Genomic DNA, 18,514 nt, shown 5'->3' with positions numbered 1-18,514 from the left:
GGTAGAATTATTGTCCTATGAAAAAAAATGTCTTTGTACTTAGAGCTGGTTTTGGTCTTTACACAAGTTCTTTCGAATCGAATTCTTACATTGGAATAGGATGGTTTGATGAAGATCCCCAAGGTTGGGATTTACAGGATAAGGAGTTTCTGAAAGTAAAGTATAGGGAAGTGTACCCCAATGACCCTAACATGAGTATCAATCAAAATGTGGGTCAAATTTATCGTTTTGTTAATGAAATGAATATTGGTGATATAGTTGTTTCTCCATTCACAGATAGTCAATTACTCGTTGGTACGATAGAGAGTGACCAATATTTCCAAATTGACTCTTCTTCTCCTTACGCTTGGAGAAAAAAAGTAAAGTGGTTTAAAGAGAAAATTGATAGACATAATTTGTCTGTTCCATTACAAAACACACTCCGGTCCTCTCTGACATGTTTTAAAATTACATCAGCAGATGAAATATTAGTCCATTATAGACTAATTGAGAAAAGTGAAGTTAGCAATGATGTTTATAGATTAGAACCGGTGTCAAATTTTGAACTTATACGAAAAAGATTTCTTGAATTAGATGCCACAGAGTTTGAGTACTTAGTTTCGTACCTTCTTCGAACTCTTGGATTTGAGCCCACTCAGGAAATTGGTAAAGTTGGTGATGGGGGAATTGACTTTGAGGGAATACTTGATGTATCAGGTGTAGCATCGATTAACCTACAAGTTCAAGTAAAACGATATGATAAAGGTGTCATTGGTGAGAAGGAAATTCGAAACTTTAGAGGTGCTCTAAAAAGAGACTTCAAAGGTTGTTTTATCACTCTTTCATCATTTAATAAGAAGGCAATTGAGAGTGCAACTGATAAGGAAAGAGAACAGATTCAACTTATAGATGGGAATAGATTCACAGAAATATTCATTGAGCAATACGAAAAAATCATTGATTCAATGTACAATGATGACAATGATGACCTTGCAGGTAAATTGAAGTTCAAGAAATCATTATTGCCGATTTAGATTTAAAATCATTTCAAAATATTAAATCAAATACTAAAATAGACTAGCTTAGGTTCTCTCCAAAGCTAGTCTATCCAACAAAATTTCCGTGAATAGAAACTTTACTAATTCAGATGGAACTTGTTCACCTGAAGGACTAATAAAGCTGAATTTTTCGAATCACCCGGCTTGTGAACATGGGGTTTCAATTGAGGATGATTTGGTTTGTTGGGAATTGTCACACGCTGTCTTCTGTCAGGTGTACCATCAACTTTGTTTGGCTTAGGGCCAGGTTTAATCGCTTCTAATTTTTGCATTTTTTGAAAATTTATAATTATAGAACTTAAAATTTAAATAGGAAAACAAAACCCTCAATTTAAAATACCAAAAGTATTCGTTTTGGCGTAAATAGAGATTTTTCCTACACATAAATCTACAAATAATATTTATAAATAAAAAACGTATCCAAAATATTATTTTGGATTTATATACCTTAATTTTACTTCCATGAAACTAAGACATATACAAGCACAAACCACCCATTACTTGTGCAGATTCGTTGAAAAGGATGTGGATTATAGTGGTTGGGATTTATAATGTTTTTGGTTACCACAACTTCCTTCAAATTACAGGAAGTCCGAATTTTCTTAATTTTCATATTATAGATTAAACAAAGCTGGGTCTGAATGAAGGTCCTAATGTTCTTGAGGTCATATATATAAATCCTTGAGGTCTTGATTTCTAAAAATTTTGCTGGAATTTTTAAAACGGATTTCCCCATTTCATTTGATTCTTTAGGTATTTTGGGGGATACCCATGTTGAGTGAAAATTTCCGGCAGATTTTATTTCGACTATTTGATTATCACCCACTTTATAAGGTTAAATTGGCTTAAAGCAATTTGGGATACCGCTCCTCCCGGCACTTCCTCCCTGCACCCACCACCTGTACGGGGATCATCTTCAGACGATCTGCCGGCAAGTCAAATATTACCGGGATTCCTTTCAATATGTCCACCAAAGAATTTTAGGAGGATTTTTTCTTCACCTGAGGACCCTGATCCAAAACTTATATTACCGGGAATCTTTATATTGGATTGTTTTCCCGGTATTGTTTAATTGGTGATCGGCCGGATCTGAATTTGAAATCTTTTAGTTGAACCTAATAAACAAAAAGGTCCTTCATTTGATACAGATTTTGAACTTCCTCTTTGGTGATTAAAAATTTTATCTATTGTTAATTGTGAAATTCAATATGATTGCAGCCTCGGTTGGAGATAACGATTTGTGAGAAATAGAATACCTATGTTGCCATGTTAAAGAATTTGGCAACTTGTTTAAAACAATATAATTGAGTGACCCATTTAATAATCCTTTATGTAACTCGGAATTTTCCTCCTCCAAAAAGGAGCAGTTTTTATAATGAAATAATATTTGGCCGTTTTCTTGGTGTTTAATTTCCAAGTTGGAAAAATCTTCCTTTTCAATAATTGCATGATTATTTATGAATCGATTTTGCCTTAACTCTAAATCATCTAGTTTAGACTTAATAATGTTAAGTTCCTCTTTCAATTTTTTAATATCTTCTAAGTATGACATAAGTTTTTTCAGATTTGAAGATAAATTAAACGTATTATTGATGATTATAAAACATATTTAATGTATTGATTTTCTTTAATTGTGGACCCATGGTATGATTTTGGCTCACCTAAAAACCTCTGATGTTAAATTATAGAAAGGTTGTTAAATCTGTGATATTCCCGGTTAAATTATTTTCATGATCGGCCGTATCCCAATATGAAATCTCAGCCTAATCTCTAATAAACAAAAAGGTCTTGCATTTGATACAGATTTTGAACTTCTTCTTTGGTAATTGATAAATAGACACGAGTGATTGCTGTACTTGAGTGATTGAATAATAATGAAAGTTTCACCAAGGAGGATTCACTTTCTCCATTCCTACGATAGACCTCTCTTCCAAATGTCTTTCTTAGACTATGACTTGAAAGATGTACCTTCTTTAAACCAGCTCTCTTAGCATGAAGTTTAATCTGTTTATTGATGGTTCTAATATGTAATGGTATCAAATAATCGGATTGACTGGGTCTGTCCATTTTTTCATATACCATATTAATCTTCTCAGAGAGTTCGGGTTGGATTGGTATCTCTCTAACCTTGCCCGTTTTCTTCTCCTTGATGATAAATCTGTCTTGATGTAATACCATGGACCATGTGATTTTTGATAGGTCAGAATACCTTAATGCGGTGGATACACCAAGTCGAACAAATAAGTAATATGTCCATTGTTCATTCTGATAGAGATACTTCAAAAGTTTGTTGAGTTCGTGTTCCTCTAAGTGTTCGGATGTTTTGATTTTGGTTGTCATAATAGTTCCTTTTTTAGCGCTAGGCTACCGCTTTTGGAACTACTGGTCAAGCTAATGATGAATTATTTTTCAAAATCCTTGAAATTGAGGTTTAATCGATGTTTTTGTGCTGTGGTGCCATTTTTGTACAAAAGGGAACTCCTCGTTTTTCTATACTTTTTTGATTGAATACATCTTTGTGTACCGGCTCTCCTCTAATATAGAAATGTAACTATCTAACAATCGTTCCAACTGGTTTTCGGTGATGATTACTTTCATACTTTTATTTGAACGAAGTGGTTTTGATTTCAATGATTTCATGGTATTTCTTTAACTATAAATATCCCGATTTTATCATTTTATAAACGAACTGGTCACACTTCACGAACAGGTCAATATCTCACCCATTATTTTACGACAAATCATTCACTGGTTCTCAACTATGTATTTGGGTTCCCAGTATTGTTAGTTGGATATCCGGTACATCGTTTTTTAAAAAATGATTTGAAATCATGTACTTCTGTCTTACGACAAAAACCTCCTTTAAATTAAAGGAAGTGAGTTTTGATTTCTTAGCAATTCCTTAGCATTGGAAATTTCTCGTTCTGACCCATTTTCGATATATTTTTAAAAGGTAAGAATTAGTATGTAGTGGTGCTGATTGATACCATAAAGAGTTTGAGTGTCCCCCTCATTAAAGTAACCGTCCACTACCGGTGAAATAATGAGGGATTTTTTATTACATGTCAAAAAGTACAAAAATTGGAAATCATCGTATAAGATTAACCGTTCCCACATCTGTGGATGTAAAATCTATTATTTCAAGGTTAAATCTATCTAAAACCAAATCCCATAACCTGAAATACAGAATCTATTACATTCTATCACGTGTTGTGATACATAACGAGAACTATGAGTTCTATAAGAACAATCAATACCGTAGGTTCATGAGTTCAGACCAAATGAAACAGATTCTTGGTACACGGGAATATTACGAGGCTAGGGATATTCTTATGGATACAAATGACCCGGTAATCCTAACTGATGACTCATATCAGGTCAATGGGAAATGTATGAGTTTCTGGTTAGCCGATAAGTATAACACTGGTGAAATTGAATACAAATCATTACCTGAGGACTCTAAAATGGTTGCTAAAATCATGAAATACCAATCCAACTACAAGGATGGTATGGATATGATGAAAAAGTATGATTTTCTAATAAACCAGTTCACCCAGTACCAATTATCCTTTAATCCTTTGGTATATGTCTATGTTACCAATATGTATCATGTATTAATGAGCCGGGTAATCAATAACAATCCATACCAAATCAAGGTAATACAAAATCTAATTGGAAGATGGTTATATCTGATTAATAAAGTGGATACAGGTGATTTAAATCCTATGGTATCTGGTAAGAATCACCGGTTAAATTCTGTCTATACTCATTTACCTAAAATACTTAGACCATTCATTCTATGTAATGGAAGACCACTGGTTGGACTGGATGTTAAGTCATCCGCACCTTATTTACTAGCAACTGTAATGAATGATGAATTCATTAAAGCTACTGGGGATGGTTATAATCTGAAGACCATATATCCAGAAATGTATGACAGATTATATAATAGAGGAATGTTGGATGAGTTCTGGAATACTGGTAATGATATACCAGTTAGTTCTACTGGTTATACATCATCTGATTATGTAGTTACTGGTACTGGTTATACCTCTTTAGATAATGTAGTTACTAGTACCGGTACATCTAGTAATAATCTAATAAATGTTAATTCTAGTAATACTGGAAATAATAATCAAATCATTAATTATTACATAAATAATAACAAAGGAATAGATAAAGAATATTCTTCATTTATGTGGTGCCTTTTTTTCAATACAAAAGAATTAAGGAGTATCAAGGAATATCAAGAGTTACCATTTGAAGATGACTATTATGCCTACGTGGTAAAGAAATATTCTGATATGGATATGACTCCCGAGGAACTTCAAAGTCAAAGAGAATCCTTCAAGAAGAGTACCATGTACATTCTATTCGATGGAGACAAAAAACAGAGGAATAATAATCCAATGGTTCGATACATGAATGAATGTTTTCCCGGTGTTAATAAATGGTTGGAATATTCACATGAAACCATTGGTGGAAAAGAATTATCCTATATCCTTCAACGAACAGAGAGTTACTTCATGTTGAACAAGGTCTCAAGACGATTTAATCAGGAATATCCCCAAGCACCATTATTCACCATACATGATGGTCTGTATACGTTTGAAGAATTCGTGGACCCATTGAAAGAATTGATTATAAACGAAGGAAAACGATTAACGGGTATTGTGCCGGGTGTGAAGAGAGAGTGTCCCAGAATCGAAGTAAACCCGACCCAGCAAGATATTGATAAGTGCTGGAAGAAGGTCAAATGGATTACCAACAAAAAACAATTTGAAAAGAAAAAACGAATGGTGTTTCAATCCAATATTGACCGATGTAAGAATTATTTTAAACCTCCTATAAATCAAAAAAGTGGTTCTGATTGAAATTTAGACCATTTCAACTTCGTGTAAATTACACGAAGATAAAAAAGTTGACAAAATATTTTGTATGAAAAATATTTTCTTCTACATTTGTAAAAAATTAGTAGAACATGAAAAACTCAGACCTTTAAACGTTGGTTGCCAAATTGGAAAATTTAGACTTCAAAAATGGAAAGTCGTTCGTATCATTTCCTGCTGATGAAATTGAAGGATTGAGTATAAAGGAAATTATGGAAAAATATGAAGCCGGTAAATTCTCAGCTAACATATTGGACGGCTTTAGAAAAAAGATATTTGCCGAGAGAGATATTTTGGTTAAAGATGTGTTGAATTTCTATACAACAAAACTTCATTTTAAAAATAAAGAATCCGCATTAACACCAGAGGATATATATCTTCTTATAGAAGCTAAAAAAACTAGACTCAAACGATTAATCATGGTTATCGAACCCGATTTCTACCCAACCATAACCAAAAAGTCTAATGGTGATGAATATGACCTTGTAAAACTAAATTGGATTGGTGACGATGGATTGAAGTTTATTAAGGTGTCGAAGACATTTGGTCAAAAAGGAGAATTAGGTTTAGAATTTTCAATGAAGAAGGTTATAAATGATTATTTTACAACTGAGGCACAACAATCTACTGATTGGAAATTGAAACAATCTTTTGCCAGATCATTAAGAGCGGACCATGTTGCTTCTGTTGATGGAAAGACCTGGGTATTCGAATTTAAATTAACAGACAAGAAAGAATTTATTAAAACGGCTTTAAGATTTGAGCTATGGGATATGTATTTTCAAACCTACCTCAATAAACCTGAAAAAGAATTTTTAGTACCATATTATTCACCAATAATAGAAAAATAAAAACTAACGGATGAGTGTCCGTTTTTTAATCAACAAACTTGGTTGGTAATTTTATTTACCAACTTTTAAAATTAAACTAAAATGATGATAACATTAAATCCACAAGAAGTTGATATTCCAATAGAGAATATTATACCTCACACTGAGATTCCCTTATTAAACAAGGAGAAGAAAATGGACCACATCGAATATACCATGAAACGATTTGGTCAGGTTACACCCATATTAGGAAACTTTGAAGATGGCATTTTCTACGTTGTTGACGGCATTGTCCGTTTAGAAATTGCTAAAAAATTAGGTCATAAAACCCTTCGATGTTTACCTATTAATATCTCTAAAGAAGATGTAGTAAAATTCAGATTAACTAGTAATCAACGGGCGAAAATGTCATACTCCGAGATGGTAAAGTATGCAGAACACATGTTGGAATTAGTTGGCAAGACCCAAGGAAAAAAGAAAGAGTTGTTGGGGTTCGAGGATTTTGATAATGAAGATCATCATGGATTAGTGGGTAAGGATAGATTTGAGCTCACATGTCATCTGCTTGACTTACCTATTAAGGGTTCATCGTTACGAAAATTAATGGATATCCATTGGCATGAAGAGAAAGATGATGACAGTTTGGGATTAATCGAAGGATTGGACAATAATTTGTTTTCACTCGATGCCGCACATAGACTCGTAAAAAAAGACAAGAAAATCCAAGAAAAAAACTTGTTCAAAGAGTGGAGAAAAAATGAAATATCAAATCAAGCCGTTTGGTCCAAAATCTTTCACCAAAGTTCAGATGACCTTTTAAACCTGAAAAAGTATAGACCAAATTTTGCCATGTTCAGTCCCCCGTACTGGATGATGAAACTTTACAGAAATCAAGGTGAAATGAAGTATGGTCAAGAACCTACTGTTGAAGATTACATAAATAATTGTAGAAAATTCATCATGTCACTCATAGATATTATGGACGAGAATGGAGTGATTGCTATTGTAATTGGTGAGAGTTATCAAGGTGGATTCAAAAGTGTTTTGGCTCGATATGAATTAATGTTGGAGGAACGACTAGATATCATTGGTAAATGTCCATGGATTAAGGAGAACCCAACCCCTTCCAAAGTTGATGGGTTTTTCAGACCAGCAGATGAGACCGTTTTCATTTGTAAACTGAAAGGGGGAAACCATGTTTTTAATCCAAAAATGACACCGACTAAGGATGGTAAAAAGGGAATAAAAAATAGTCATAAATCAAAAAATGGTGGAATACGAGTATTTCTACAAGATGAGGAAAGGGTAATTACTAATGTCATTGAAACACCAGTATGTAATCCAAATGAATATAAAAAATATGACCCCAACTTTACCCATGATGCACCATGTCCAATGGAGGTTTATCAGACAATAGTCGAGTCATATACATTACCTGGGATGACTGCAATCGACATCCACTGTGGAGCTGGGCAGGGGCTTGAAGTATTTTCACAAAATGGACTCAATAGTTTAGGAGTAGATATAGATATTGAATCCGTGGAATTCTGTCGAAAGAGGATGAGTATGGTTCTTGGGGATGACACATCAAATGATGAAATACAACTGGCTGCCTAATTTCAATCAAATATTGGTATCCAAAATTCCTGAAAAAAACTAAGAACAAGCGGTGCTATTCAAATGTGGGCAGTACATTTGGCACTCTCAAAAATTAAATGACATGAAAAAAGAACAAAAACCGATGTATGTCATCGATGGTGAGGATTTGGATTCTCTACTTAGAGATATCGTGAAAAGTGAGTTTGCAGTCTTGGAGGAGAAATTACGAACTCCTCCAAGAATCCTGACTCGTGAAGAGGCTGGTCAAAAAATTGGTGTATCAAAAAATACAATTAGTGAGTACATCAAGCGGGGTCTAATTCCCAATAGAGGTATTGGACATAAGATTTTAGTCCTTGAAAGTGATTTGGAAAGAATTCCATCAAAGTATAATCGAAATTATTACAATTAACCATGGTATCATTTTATATCAGAAACAAGAAGTCGAAAACAGGGTCCATTCGGTGCTGTGTTCAACCCAAGGGACAAAGGAGATTCAGTTTCACTGTGGCAAACAGTAAGATTGATATCTCAGAATGGGGCATGGGACAGATGAAGACTGGTAAAGGAAAACAAGCGAATAGTCAAATTCAGAATAGACTGAATCGGTTAAGAGACCTTACTGCAACCTTTTATTCTCTTTATTATCAATCATTTAGTACCTATCCGACCCAAGAGGTATATCTTGAGTTTTTAGGGTCTAACATGACTAATGAAGAGTACTTCGAAAAACCAAACAAGGTTAAACTATTGGATTTGGTTGAACGAATAACTCTTAGAAGAATAACAGGAAAAGAACTTAACAAGGGTAAAGAATTTAGTCATTCTACGATTCAATCGTATAACTCATTGATTTTGTCATTGAAAAAATTTCAAGAGATAAAAGGAAAGAAGCACTACTATTTGGAGGAATGGTTGAAGATGGACATTATTGAGGAATATGAACACTTTTTAACTGAGGACCGGCAAATGTCATTGAACACAATACATAACCGCTTGAAGGTACTTAAGGCCTTCCTCCAAATTGGAGTAAATGAAGGTTTAATACCATTCAATCCCTTCAAGAAGTTCAAAAAGGTACTATACACAGAGGATTCAGATGTGGTTGTGTTTACCAAACAGGAATTAAATGACTTAGAAGAGCTGGATTTTTCTGACAATCCATATTATGATAGAATTAGAGACCAATACCTCTTGTACTTATGGTCAGGAGTCCGTAAGAGTGACTTAAAGAACTTGGTCAAGGTAATCAATCCAACCACCAAGGTTTACACCTTTAGAGCGGAAAAGACTGGTGAAACTTGTCAGGTACCGGCATTCGAGACGTTGAGGAGACTTGGAGAAAAATACGATTATAACTTCCCTGACCCGTATAGTGATACCATCATCTTAGAAGAGATTAAAAACATCTGTCAACTCATTCCATCCATGAGAATTACGGTTGAGAAGAAATCGACAAAAGGTGGTAAAAAAGTCCGTGAATACAAGAAAAAATACCAAATGATTGTAATTCACACGGCCAGAAGAACCTTAGCTACACTTTTGGTGGATGCTGGTCTCCCCTATCATCAGGTGATGAAAATCACAGGTCACAAGAAGTTGACGACCCTTCAAAAATACATCAAAAGTGAGGCAGATGTGGATGGTATGTTGGCTGTGGGGAATGGGTTATTGAGGTGAGAATTGGGTTTATATCAAATTGGAAGGTTCCGATTGAATTTTAGTGCCTCTTCGTAATGAAAATTGATTTAACCCTAATCTGATTAAATAGATGTCAAACATAACTTTCGGGTGAAAAATTAAACATTGTTTTGAAATCTATCATTTGTAACTAAAGGCCCCTTAAAATTTACAATTACCTGAACAACATGTATATATATATAGTAATTACATATATTACATGAATTCATAATTTAAAATTAGTAGTTCTATAATTGACCAATATACATTTGAAATGTTCAAGAAATAGATACTATTATTATGTCTAAATTATGTATAAAATTTACATTTTTACTCTGCTTTACACCTATTTTAGCCAGTTCCACCAACTTTGAATGGTTTAATACTAAATCAAAAGAATACGAACGAATTAATATAAATACAAGAGTATGGGAGAGAAAAAATTATAAAGGGGTGTGGTTAAAAATTGAGAAACTAACATTTTCAAACATCAATTTAAGGGATATGCCAAAATCATGTATGTCTCGCAAATTTAACTTCTCAGGAAAATATTTATTTTCAGTTCCCGGTACTAGCCAAGTCTATATCTTAGACAAAAAATCAAAGTCATTTACTCGAATAGATGAAACATTCTATCGTGGTTATAATTTCAATGCTCTTCAATTCATCCGAAATGACACCATATTTAGTTTGGGTGGAAATGGGTTTTGGTTAACAAACAATATTTTAACATTCTTTGATTTTCAAACCAAGGAATGGTCTTTAGTAGGGAATGAGCATGTTAAACCATTATTTGGAATTACTTCTGAAAATGCTGGCTTGATGAAGAACAAAAACGAAATTATATCAATTGTTAATACAGAAGAACATTTATCAAATAGTTCCAAATTATTTGAATTGTATTTATTTAATCTAAATACCCGAAGGTGGCTAAAAAAAGGAAATATCAACCATTCGGTCTTCGAAAATTTAGGTTTGGATAGTTACAATTTTATATTGTTGGATGACCTCCTATTGTTTAATGACCCATTACAAGGATATTTTGCGGACCCACAAAAAAATGAAATATTTAAATACACAGGTACAAAAAAGAATTTTTTCAATTCAAATTCAAAAATATATTGTGAAAATGGTTGGGCTTATTCTGTAACCCAAAAGAATAGTAAACAATTTGAATCAACTATAACAGATTCCTTGAAGCTTGAAGATATTAAAAAGAATGCTGTTTCAATTGGTAAACTCTATAACTCCGTCCAAACTGGAAATAGCGAGCTCTTTATCTATTCAATTATTGGCCTAATAGCAGTAATTATTTTATTAAAGCCATTATGGAGATTTTATAATTCAGATATACGATTAAACAAATTATTTACACAAAAATATCAAAAAAAGTTACCTAAAGGTGGGAGACTATTTATTATGCATTTCAAAGAGAATGGTTTGGAAAATTACTTAACAACAGATGAATTGTCAAATTTGCTCAACATTAACAAAAAAGCCTATGATACTCAAAGGCAATACAGGAGTCACTTTATATGTACCATGAATGATTTTTTCCTTGAAAATGCTGAAATAAAAAGTGCAATATTAAGAATTAGCTTAGAAGACGATAAAAGATTTATCAAATACGGGCTAAAGCAAGAAGCTATTGAATTTGCCCTTAAAAATAATCTTATTTGAGTAACTTTTTTTCTTCAATCATTAACATATAAAAGTAAGGTCAAGTAAAAAGTTAATAAATACTCATTAGCTACCTTATCTCATTAATTACTTTCCAATCTTCCAAAAGTGAACTCGCATTATTTACTACAGGTATTCGTGTGTAAAATATGTATTATACATAATTACACTTCAAAGTGCAAAATTAAATATGGTGCTTTGTATCATGATTTGCTGAACAAACTTGTTGAAAATAAAATTTTCAGCAATACCAAAGAAATCATAATCTCACTTGAAATTTAAAAATGATTGAGATTATCGGATTCAAATTTAAGACTATATATATATATAATTTAGAACACAGTAATCTGTACAGACCCTACTCATAGTGGGGTCTCTGTATTTTATATCAGGTCAATTTTTCTTATAGTATCATTAAAGGCTAAGATTTAAAACATTAAAAAATGTTGTATTTAGATAATTCAATTAATGATTTTATTACATTATATCTCCTAAAAAAGAATTTCATACTGATTACAGTTCTTACTTTGTCATTGGCCTTTTACATATTTTTTTACAACATTTTCAAAAATAATAAAGTCAAAATCAAACAAGTTTCTTCAATTTACTTTGGATTTCTCTTCCTGATGTTACTTTCTAATACAGTTTTCAACCAAAATAATAAATTGGAATCCAAGAACAAAGAAAAGTCAAATGCAGCACAATTGGACATTTTGGACTATGCACAATTCTCTGAAACTAACCTATCTGAATTTTCGAAAAAACCACAAGTGACAATTTTATTCAATACAGATAAGTTGGAAAGTGAAAACATTGAAATTAATTCTCTAAACTTGGAATTGACCAACATTTTATTTTCAATTAACAATGAATGTTTATTAATTATTCCAATTATTAACATTAGCCCATCTGAAATTAGAAATGGTATAAATCTCAATTTAGAAAGTGATTATGTTAACAAATTTCGGGGTTCGCTAAAGAAAAATTATCAAAATCCACCAAGATTTAAATTAATATGCGATCAAGGACAAATAGAATAAATGATTGTAATCATAAGTAATATTTTGGTAAAGGGTTATCCATACTTCCTCCAAATTAAAGAAAGTTCTATTCTCTAAAGATTCTCAACCTAACGACTAAGTAAGATACGGTTAAAATTGATTACCTTATTTCCTGAACGATCAGCAAAATAAAACAATAAAATCTCCCCAAAATATTAATCAAAAGTACCATTCAAAGATTTGCCGACCCTTCAAAAATACATCAAAATTGAGGCTGATGTGGATGGAATGTTAGCTGTGGGGAATGTGTTTTTGAGGTAAGGATTCAAGGTGAAATCCAATTTGTAGCACCCCATTTAGCACCAGGCATAAAAAAAGTCCCTGATTATCAGGGACTTAACTTTATTTCAGCGGTCCGGACGGGACTCGAACCCGCGACCCCATGCGTGACAGGCATGTATTCTAACCAACTGAACTACCGGACCGTCTTGTAATGTGGCACAAAATTAGCTAATTTATCCTTTCAAACAAATGCCAAAGCAAAAAAAACCTAAAAAATATGTTCCCTCCCGCCTCCTATGAATACCCGAAAACTCGCTACTTCGCTGAATATCTGAATTTTGAGTCGACAGAAAACCTATTTGACGTACTCGATAATCAATCAAAAATAATTCAATCGCTCTACCAAAATCTGAGTCCAGAGCAGTGGACTTATGCCTATGCTCCAGGAAAATGGACTTTGCAACAGCTCCTTGGCCACCTGATAGATACCGAACGCATCTTATCTTACCGAACTTTATGCATCAGTCGGGGTGAACAACAATCCCTTCCCGGCTTTGATGAAAATACCTACCTAGAAAATGCCCATTATGAAAACCAAAATCCTGAACTAATCCTGCAACAATACCTTTTAACCCGTCAAGCTACCACCGCCTTGTTGCAATCCTTTTCTCCAGAACAATGGAATACCATAGGTACAGCCAACGGCAATTCTGTATCTGTGCGCGCCATTTCGTGGATGATTGCGGGCCATGAAAAGCATCATCTGGGGATTTTGAAGGAGCGGTATGGTTTATAGTGATTAGGTTTTAGTTATTTATTAGTTATATGATTCTTTAGTCCTATCAAGCAACGGGTTTTTCTATGAATTAATTATCGAAATTAAGCATAGACTTAACGATCAAGAAAAAATTAAAACCATTCTAATAAAACTAATAACTGAACCCTAATAACTAATAACTAAACCCTAATAACTAATATCTAAACACTATATTTCCTATCTTTGCCCCCATGAAATTCTACAAATACCAAGGAACTGGAAATGATTTTGTCATCATTGATGATCGAGCAGGGACATTCCAGCTCGGTCAGAAGGAGATTGCCCATTTATGTCACCGCCGTTTTGGCATTGGTGCAGATGGACTTATGCTGCTTCAAAAAGCTGAAGGATATGATTTCAGAATGGTTTATTATAATTCAGATGGAACAGAAGGAAGCATGTGCGGAAATGGCGGACGCTGCCTAGTACGTTTTGCTGCCGACTTAGGCCTTGTGGAAAATTTCACCACCTTCATTGCCATCGATGGGGAGCATCAAGCCCACATTGACCCTGATAAAATTTCCTTACACATGCAAAATGTGTCAGAGATAGAAGCCGTTTCTTCTGATTATTTTGCCCAAACTGGTTCACCCCATTTGGTTCGTTTTAGTTCTGCCGTGCAAGCTGAAGATGTCAAAAACGTTGGAGCAGAAATTCGCTATTCCGAAACGTTTAAAAGTCGGGGTGGCACCAATGTCAATTTCGTAGAATTAGTCAATCAAGGTCTCTTTGTGCGTACTTACGAGCGTGGGGTTGAAGATGAAACCTATTCGTGCGGAACTGGGGTAACTGCCGCCGCTTTGGTAGCCAATGCCATCCACGGTTTAACAAGTCCAGTGGCTATTCAAACCATCGGTGGAAATCTATCCATTGAGTTTAAAGGAAATGCCCAAACTGGCTTTTATGATGTCTATTTAATTGGACCAGCCCTTCGGGTGTTTGAAGGAGAAATTACATCCCTCTAACTGGAATATGTGGTAAAATACCTACTAAACTAGTTTGATTATCTTCTACCCGCATAATTTTCACTCGATAATCACCATCAGGCAAGTAAATAAAGGGTAAAATCCCTTCTGCTTTCCTGACATAAATGGCATCGTGAAACTTGATTTGTCGGGCTCGATCCAGCTCCATAAAATACAAACTGAATACCCAATTCTCTTTTTTAGCATTTTCAAAGATGGCATACATCCCATCTGAGCCGTGCGACATTCGTACTCGAGTCTTTTCTCCTGAATAGGTTAATCCATTTTTTTCAAGGCTAAACTTCAATACATCTTTCCCCTTGGGAGCCTGGGGTAAAGAGGCAACATCTGCTTGGAAGTCCTTCTCTAATTTTGCTTCGCGTCCATCCAAAGCAAAAAATCCTTTTTTGAACGTTAAAGAAACAACATCGTTGGCATATTTGACAGAAGCAGGCAATTCCGCGGTAAAATCAACAATTGGTCCAGCTAATTGCGCCAATTCTTTCAAATCAGGTGCGCCCAAATCAGCCTTTTGACCTAAAGAATCCCGAAAGTAATAATGCTCCCGATGCTGGATGCTATGCTTTATGATTGCCGCCGATTGAGCACTGGTAAAATTGATGACTGCTAATAAATTATTCCAATAAGATAGCGTAAAATAAAGAATGGAAAATCCCACAAATCCCCATGCTCTCCACGATTTAATAGCTGGAAAAGCATGCCATGTCATCAAACACAAACTCATCAAAAACAAGGTACTATTGATGGCGTATCGACTCTCAAAAACATATTCGATGGGTAAATTGGCTCGTCCTACTGCATAGATTAATGCTGTAGCGAGAATGAACAATTGAATGGAAAGCAATAAATCCAAAGAAGATTTTTGACGAATGATTTGATAAATATGGCGTAACACAAAAACACCCCAGCCCAAAAATACCGTTATCCCTAAACTTTGACTTAATTGAATTCTAAACTCTGAACTTGAAGAAAAAAACACGCCCACAAAAGATCCTAAGTAGACAAAGAATATTTGAACTATAGAACCTAACATGTGCAAATTATCTGTCAAATGTCCCCGTTGATATGGATGCTGATAACCCCACATGTACAAACTAAAAAAGGCAATACCTGCCATTGACCAAATCAACCAATAGGTCCAGTGGTAATTTTTTAAGATAGGAAGTGCTGCCGCAAACAACAAAAAGCCATTTCCACTGGTAAATACAGCGATAAAAGCCAAGAGAATAGCCCAAGCAAATTGCGTCGATTGTTTGCCTTTCCCATCCAACACATAAAATACGCAAAGGATGAAAAACACGATACTATTGTGCTGCAAGGCACAAACTGGCCAAAAAACATTGTGAAAATAGGCTGCATTATACCAAATAAAAGCCAAAGGAATAATCCACCAATGAGGCAATTGATAGCGATGTAAATAGCCATTCAATAACACATGAACCCCCAAAGTGGCGCCTGCACCAATTAAATTCAAGGTCATATAATTGATTTGACCCAAGATAGCATATTGAATTAAACTGACGATGGACAAATAACCCTCTCGGTGTTCATTGCACTGAGAAGCCAATAATGCTATTTTTTCTAGAAGGCTATCATCTCCATGAAAAAAGCGAATAATGAAGCCATTGATGGCACTCCAATCATCAGCGAAGGGAGCATTGATTCCAAATTTCAGAAGAAAGAAATAGAAGAAAATGGCAGGAGCCAGAGAAAGAAAAAAATAAAAATGACGCTGGCTAAACAAGTTCATCAATCCAATTATAATTCTTGCGAAAATTTTCTAATTTAGAGGCAATGTGTTCGTATATCCACAAAAGTAAGCAAATAATTTGACAGCCCTCTTTGAAAATTAACCCTATGGCATTACACCTTGACAATACTACTCAACAAAATGTAAATCAATGGCTTTCTGGAGCCTATGATGCAGAAACAAAATCTCAAATCCAACAATTAATTGATCAAGAAGATCAAGTTACCTTAACTGATTCCTTTTATAAATCATTGGAATTCGGAACAGGTGGCATGAGGGGCGAAATGGGTGTTGGATGCAATCGAATGAACCGTTATACGGTGGGTGCAGCTACCCAAGGTTTTGCGAATTATCTATTAACAGTTTTAGGGAATCAAAAGATAAAAGTGGCTATTGCCCATGATTCCAGAAATAATTCTCCAGAATTTTGTCGGATTGCTGCCGATATTTTTACCGCCAATGGCATTGAAGTGTATTTGTTCCCAGCACTTCGTCCTACGCCCCAGTTATCCTTTGCTGTACGACATTTAGGATGTCATGCTGGTATCGTGATTACAGCATCGCATAATCCAAAAGAATACAACGGGTACAAAGCCTATTGGTCGGACGGCTCCCAAGTGGTAGCTCCTCATGATAAAAACATTGTGTCGGAAGTAAATGCTATTCTTTCTGTGGATGATATCAAGTTTCAGGGGAACGATGCCTTATTACACTTATTGGATGATCAAATCGATCAGGAATATTTAAAAACCATTCAAGCCAATTGCCGTCAACCCGAAGTAATTCAGCGCCAGAAAGATTTAAAAATTGTCTTTTCTCCTATTCATGGAACGGGAATAACTTTAGTACCCAGGGCATTGGCTTTATTAGGTTTCACATCGGTACATGTTGTTCAAGAACAAGCGGAACCCAACGGAAATTTCCCTACCGTCATATATCCGAATCCTGAGGAAAAAGAAGCCATGACCTTGGCTTTAGATAAAGCAAAAGCCTTGGATGCCGATTTGGTCATAGCTACGGACCCAGATGCGGACCGTGTGGGGGCAGCTGTGAAAAGTCCAAGTGGCGAATGGCAGCTATTGAATGGAAATCAAATGGCTAGTTTGATTTTGTATTATCTACTGAAGGTTGATAAAAAACTAGGCCGATTGACTGGCAAGGAATTTGTGGCTAAAACCATTGTGACTACGGATTTGATTGATAAAATGTGTGCACAACAAGGGGTTCCTTGTTACAATACGCTGACGGGATTCAAATACATTGCTCAGGTAATTCGTGAATTAGAAGGAAAAGAGAAGTTCATTGGAGGTGGAGAAGAGTCTTATGGCTATTTAATTGGCGATGCTGTGCGTGATAAAGATGCCGTGGCATCTTGTGCCATGATTGCTGAATTAACCGCTTATGCGAAAGATCAGGGGAAATCGCTTTTCGATTTTCTAGCAGAAATGTACATCGAGAATAATTTTTATTACGAGGGCTTAATATCCTTAACTAAAAAAGGTAAGGCAGGAGCTGAAGAAATCAAGCAAATGATGATTAATCTTCGTTCCAATGTGCCTGCTAGCGTGGCGGGAAGCAAACCTGTGAAGGTATTGGATTATGAGGGCTTACAATCAACGGATTTAACTACGGGAAAAGTAAGTCCAATTATAGAAGGTAGAGGAATAGAAGCTTCCAACGTGATTCAATTGATTTTAGCTGATGGTTCAAAGGTTTCGGCTAGACCCTCGGGCACAGAACCTAAAATCAAGTTTTATGTTTCTGTCAATGCACCTTTAGCTTCAGCTGCTGATTTTGATGCGACTTTTACAGCTTTGCAAGCCAAAGTCAAAACCATTCAAGAAGATTTAGGACTAAAATAAAGTTTGCTTGTTATTGAAAAATAATTCTGCAATTTGATAACAAAAAACCCAGGCAAAGTGCCTGGGTTTTTTGTTATTTATACAGATTTCAACGCTCTTTT

General features: G+C 34.8%; 15 protein-coding genes and 1 tRNA gene. 11 read left to right on the top strand and 5 right to left on the bottom strand.

The annotated features are described in order from the left end of the window. Positions 1-17 precede the first annotated feature (17 nt). The gene (locus G9H60_RS02375; RefSeq protein ID WP_223142515.1) at positions 18-1,013 is read left to right on the top strand and encodes a restriction endonuclease; all 996 of its coding nucleotides are present in this window, start codon (positions 18-20) and stop codon (positions 1,011-1,013) included. A 104-nt stretch (positions 1,014-1,117) separates the two neighbouring features. Here the strand turns inward: G9H60_RS02375 and G9H60_RS02370 are convergent, their stop codons facing one another. The 3 genes from G9H60_RS02370 to G9H60_RS02360 form a co-directional block, all read right to left on the bottom strand. Beyond that, a complete protein-coding gene (locus G9H60_RS02370) occupies positions 1,118-1,309 on the bottom strand; it encodes a hypothetical protein (RefSeq protein ID WP_223142514.1) in 192 nt (63 codons plus the stop codon). 908 nt (positions 1,310-2,217) lie between these two features. After that, on the bottom strand, positions 2,218-2,589 hold the full coding sequence (locus tag G9H60_RS02365) for a hypothetical protein (RefSeq protein ID WP_223142513.1): 372 nt from the start codon (positions 2,587-2,589) through the stop codon (positions 2,218-2,220). A 218-nt stretch (positions 2,590-2,807) separates the two neighbouring features. Next, on the bottom strand, positions 2,808-3,377 hold the full coding sequence (locus G9H60_RS02360; protein ID WP_166233141.1) for a tyrosine-type recombinase/integrase: 570 nt from the start codon (positions 3,375-3,377) through the stop codon (positions 2,808-2,810). Between the two features lie 926 nt (positions 3,378-4,303). Between G9H60_RS02360 and G9H60_RS02355 the strand changes: the two genes are divergently transcribed. From G9H60_RS02355 to G9H60_RS02325, 7 genes are all read left to right on the top strand, one after another. Further along, complete coding sequence (locus G9H60_RS02355; RefSeq protein WP_223142512.1) at positions 4,304-5,911, top strand: hypothetical protein; 1,608 nt, start codon at positions 4,304-4,306, stop codon at positions 5,909-5,911. A 131-nt stretch (positions 5,912-6,042) separates the two neighbouring features. Continuing rightward, entirely contained in the window at positions 6,043-6,777 is a 735-nt protein-coding gene (locus tag G9H60_RS02350; RefSeq protein ID WP_223142511.1) for a hypothetical protein, read from the top strand. A gap of 81 nt (positions 6,778-6,858) precedes the next feature. Continuing rightward, positions 6,859-8,373: a DNA methyltransferase gene (locus tag G9H60_RS02345; RefSeq protein ID WP_223142510.1), complete on the top strand. Its 1,515-nt coding sequence runs from the start codon at positions 6,859-6,861 to the stop codon at positions 8,371-8,373. Between the two features lie 103 nt (positions 8,374-8,476). Continuing rightward, entirely contained in the window at positions 8,477-8,767 is a 291-nt protein-coding gene (locus G9H60_RS02340) for a helix-turn-helix domain-containing protein (protein ID WP_223142509.1), read from the top strand. A 2-nt stretch (positions 8,768-8,769) separates the two neighbouring features. Next, positions 8,770-10,035: a tyrosine-type recombinase/integrase gene (locus G9H60_RS02335; protein WP_223142508.1), complete on the top strand. Its 1,266-nt coding sequence runs from the start codon at positions 8,770-8,772 to the stop codon at positions 10,033-10,035. Between the two features lie 300 nt (positions 10,036-10,335). Continuing rightward, positions 10,336-11,715 (top strand): hypothetical protein, encoded by a 1,380-nt coding sequence (locus tag G9H60_RS02330; protein ID WP_223142507.1) that lies wholly within the window; start codon positions 10,336-10,338, stop codon positions 11,713-11,715. A 443-nt stretch (positions 11,716-12,158) separates the two neighbouring features. Next, on the top strand, positions 12,159-12,755 hold the full coding sequence (locus G9H60_RS02325) for a hypothetical protein (protein ID WP_223142506.1): 597 nt from the start codon (positions 12,159-12,161) through the stop codon (positions 12,753-12,755). Between the two features lie 372 nt (positions 12,756-13,127). Here the strand turns inward: G9H60_RS02325 and G9H60_RS02320 are convergent. Beyond that, positions 13,128-13,201 (bottom strand) — tRNA-Asp (locus G9H60_RS02320). Positions 13,202-13,275: 74 nt separating this feature from the next. Here G9H60_RS02320 and G9H60_RS02315 point away from each other — a divergent pair. Beyond that, positions 13,276-13,794 (top strand): DinB family protein, encoded by a 519-nt coding sequence (locus tag G9H60_RS02315; protein ID WP_223142505.1) that lies wholly within the window; start codon positions 13,276-13,278, stop codon positions 13,792-13,794. Positions 13,795-14,006: 212 nt separating this feature from the next. Then, positions 14,007-14,780: a diaminopimelate epimerase gene (dapF, locus tag G9H60_RS02310; protein WP_223142504.1), complete on the top strand. Its 774-nt coding sequence runs from the start codon at positions 14,007-14,009 to the stop codon at positions 14,778-14,780. On the opposite strand, the gene G9H60_RS02305 is transcribed toward dapF, so the two are convergent. Continuing rightward, positions 14,767-16,551: a hypothetical protein gene (locus tag G9H60_RS02305; protein ID WP_223142503.1), complete on the bottom strand. Its 1,785-nt coding sequence runs from the start codon at positions 16,549-16,551 to the stop codon at positions 14,767-14,769. The genes dapF and G9H60_RS02305 overlap by 14 nt on opposite strands. 107 nt (positions 16,552-16,658) lie before the next feature. Between G9H60_RS02305 and G9H60_RS02300 the strand changes: the two genes are divergently transcribed. After that, complete coding sequence (locus G9H60_RS02300) at positions 16,659-18,413, top strand: phospho-sugar mutase (protein ID WP_223142502.1); 1,755 nt, start codon at positions 16,659-16,661, stop codon at positions 18,411-18,413. The last annotated feature ends 101 nt before the right edge of the window (positions 18,414-18,514 follow it).

This window comes from Aquirufa aurantiipilula (genome assembly GCF_019923745.1).
Taxonomy (GTDB): domain Bacteria; phylum Bacteroidota; class Bacteroidia; order Cytophagales; family Spirosomataceae; genus Aquirufa; species Aquirufa aurantiipilula.
Note: the sequence above shows the minus strand (reverse complement) of the source record. Positions and strands in the feature narration are given on the sequence as shown.

Coding starts and splice junctions, on each gene's coding strand:
- G9H60_RS02360 (WP_166233141.1), bottom strand. CDS start 3,377: ATGACAACCAAAATCAAAACATCCGAACACTTAGAGGAACACGAACTC.
- G9H60_RS02300 (WP_223142502.1), top strand. CDS start 16,659: ATGGCATTACACCTTGACAATACTACTCAACAAAATGTAAATCAATGG.
- G9H60_RS02330 (WP_223142507.1), top strand. CDS start 10,336: ATGTCTAAATTATGTATAAAATTTACATTTTTACTCTGCTTTACACCT.
- G9H60_RS02305 (WP_223142503.1), bottom strand. CDS start 16,551: ATGAACTTGTTTAGCCAGCGTCATTTTTATTTTTTTCTTTCTCTGGCT.
- dapF (WP_223142504.1), top strand. CDS start 14,007: ATGAAATTCTACAAATACCAAGGAACTGGAAATGATTTTGTCATCATT.
- G9H60_RS02355 (WP_223142512.1), top strand. CDS start 4,304: ATGAGTTCAGACCAAATGAAACAGATTCTTGGTACACGGGAATATTAC.
- G9H60_RS02315 (WP_223142505.1), top strand. CDS start 13,276: ATGTTCCCTCCCGCCTCCTATGAATACCCGAAAACTCGCTACTTCGCT.
- G9H60_RS02325 (WP_223142506.1), top strand. CDS start 12,159: ATGTTGTATTTAGATAATTCAATTAATGATTTTATTACATTATATCTC.
- G9H60_RS02345 (WP_223142510.1), top strand. CDS start 6,859: ATGATGATAACATTAAATCCACAAGAAGTTGATATTCCAATAGAGAAT.
- G9H60_RS02370 (WP_223142514.1), bottom strand. CDS start 1,309: ATGCAAAAATTAGAAGCGATTAAACCTGGCCCTAAGCCAAACAAAGTT.
- G9H60_RS02335 (WP_223142508.1), top strand. CDS start 8,770: ATGGTATCATTTTATATCAGAAACAAGAAGTCGAAAACAGGGTCCATT.
- G9H60_RS02340 (WP_223142509.1), top strand. CDS start 8,477: ATGAAAAAAGAACAAAAACCGATGTATGTCATCGATGGTGAGGATTTG.
- G9H60_RS02375 (WP_223142515.1), top strand. CDS start 18: ATGAAAAAAAATGTCTTTGTACTTAGAGCTGGTTTTGGTCTTTACACA.
- G9H60_RS02365 (WP_223142513.1), bottom strand. CDS start 2,589: ATGTCATACTTAGAAGATATTAAAAAATTGAAAGAGGAACTTAACATT.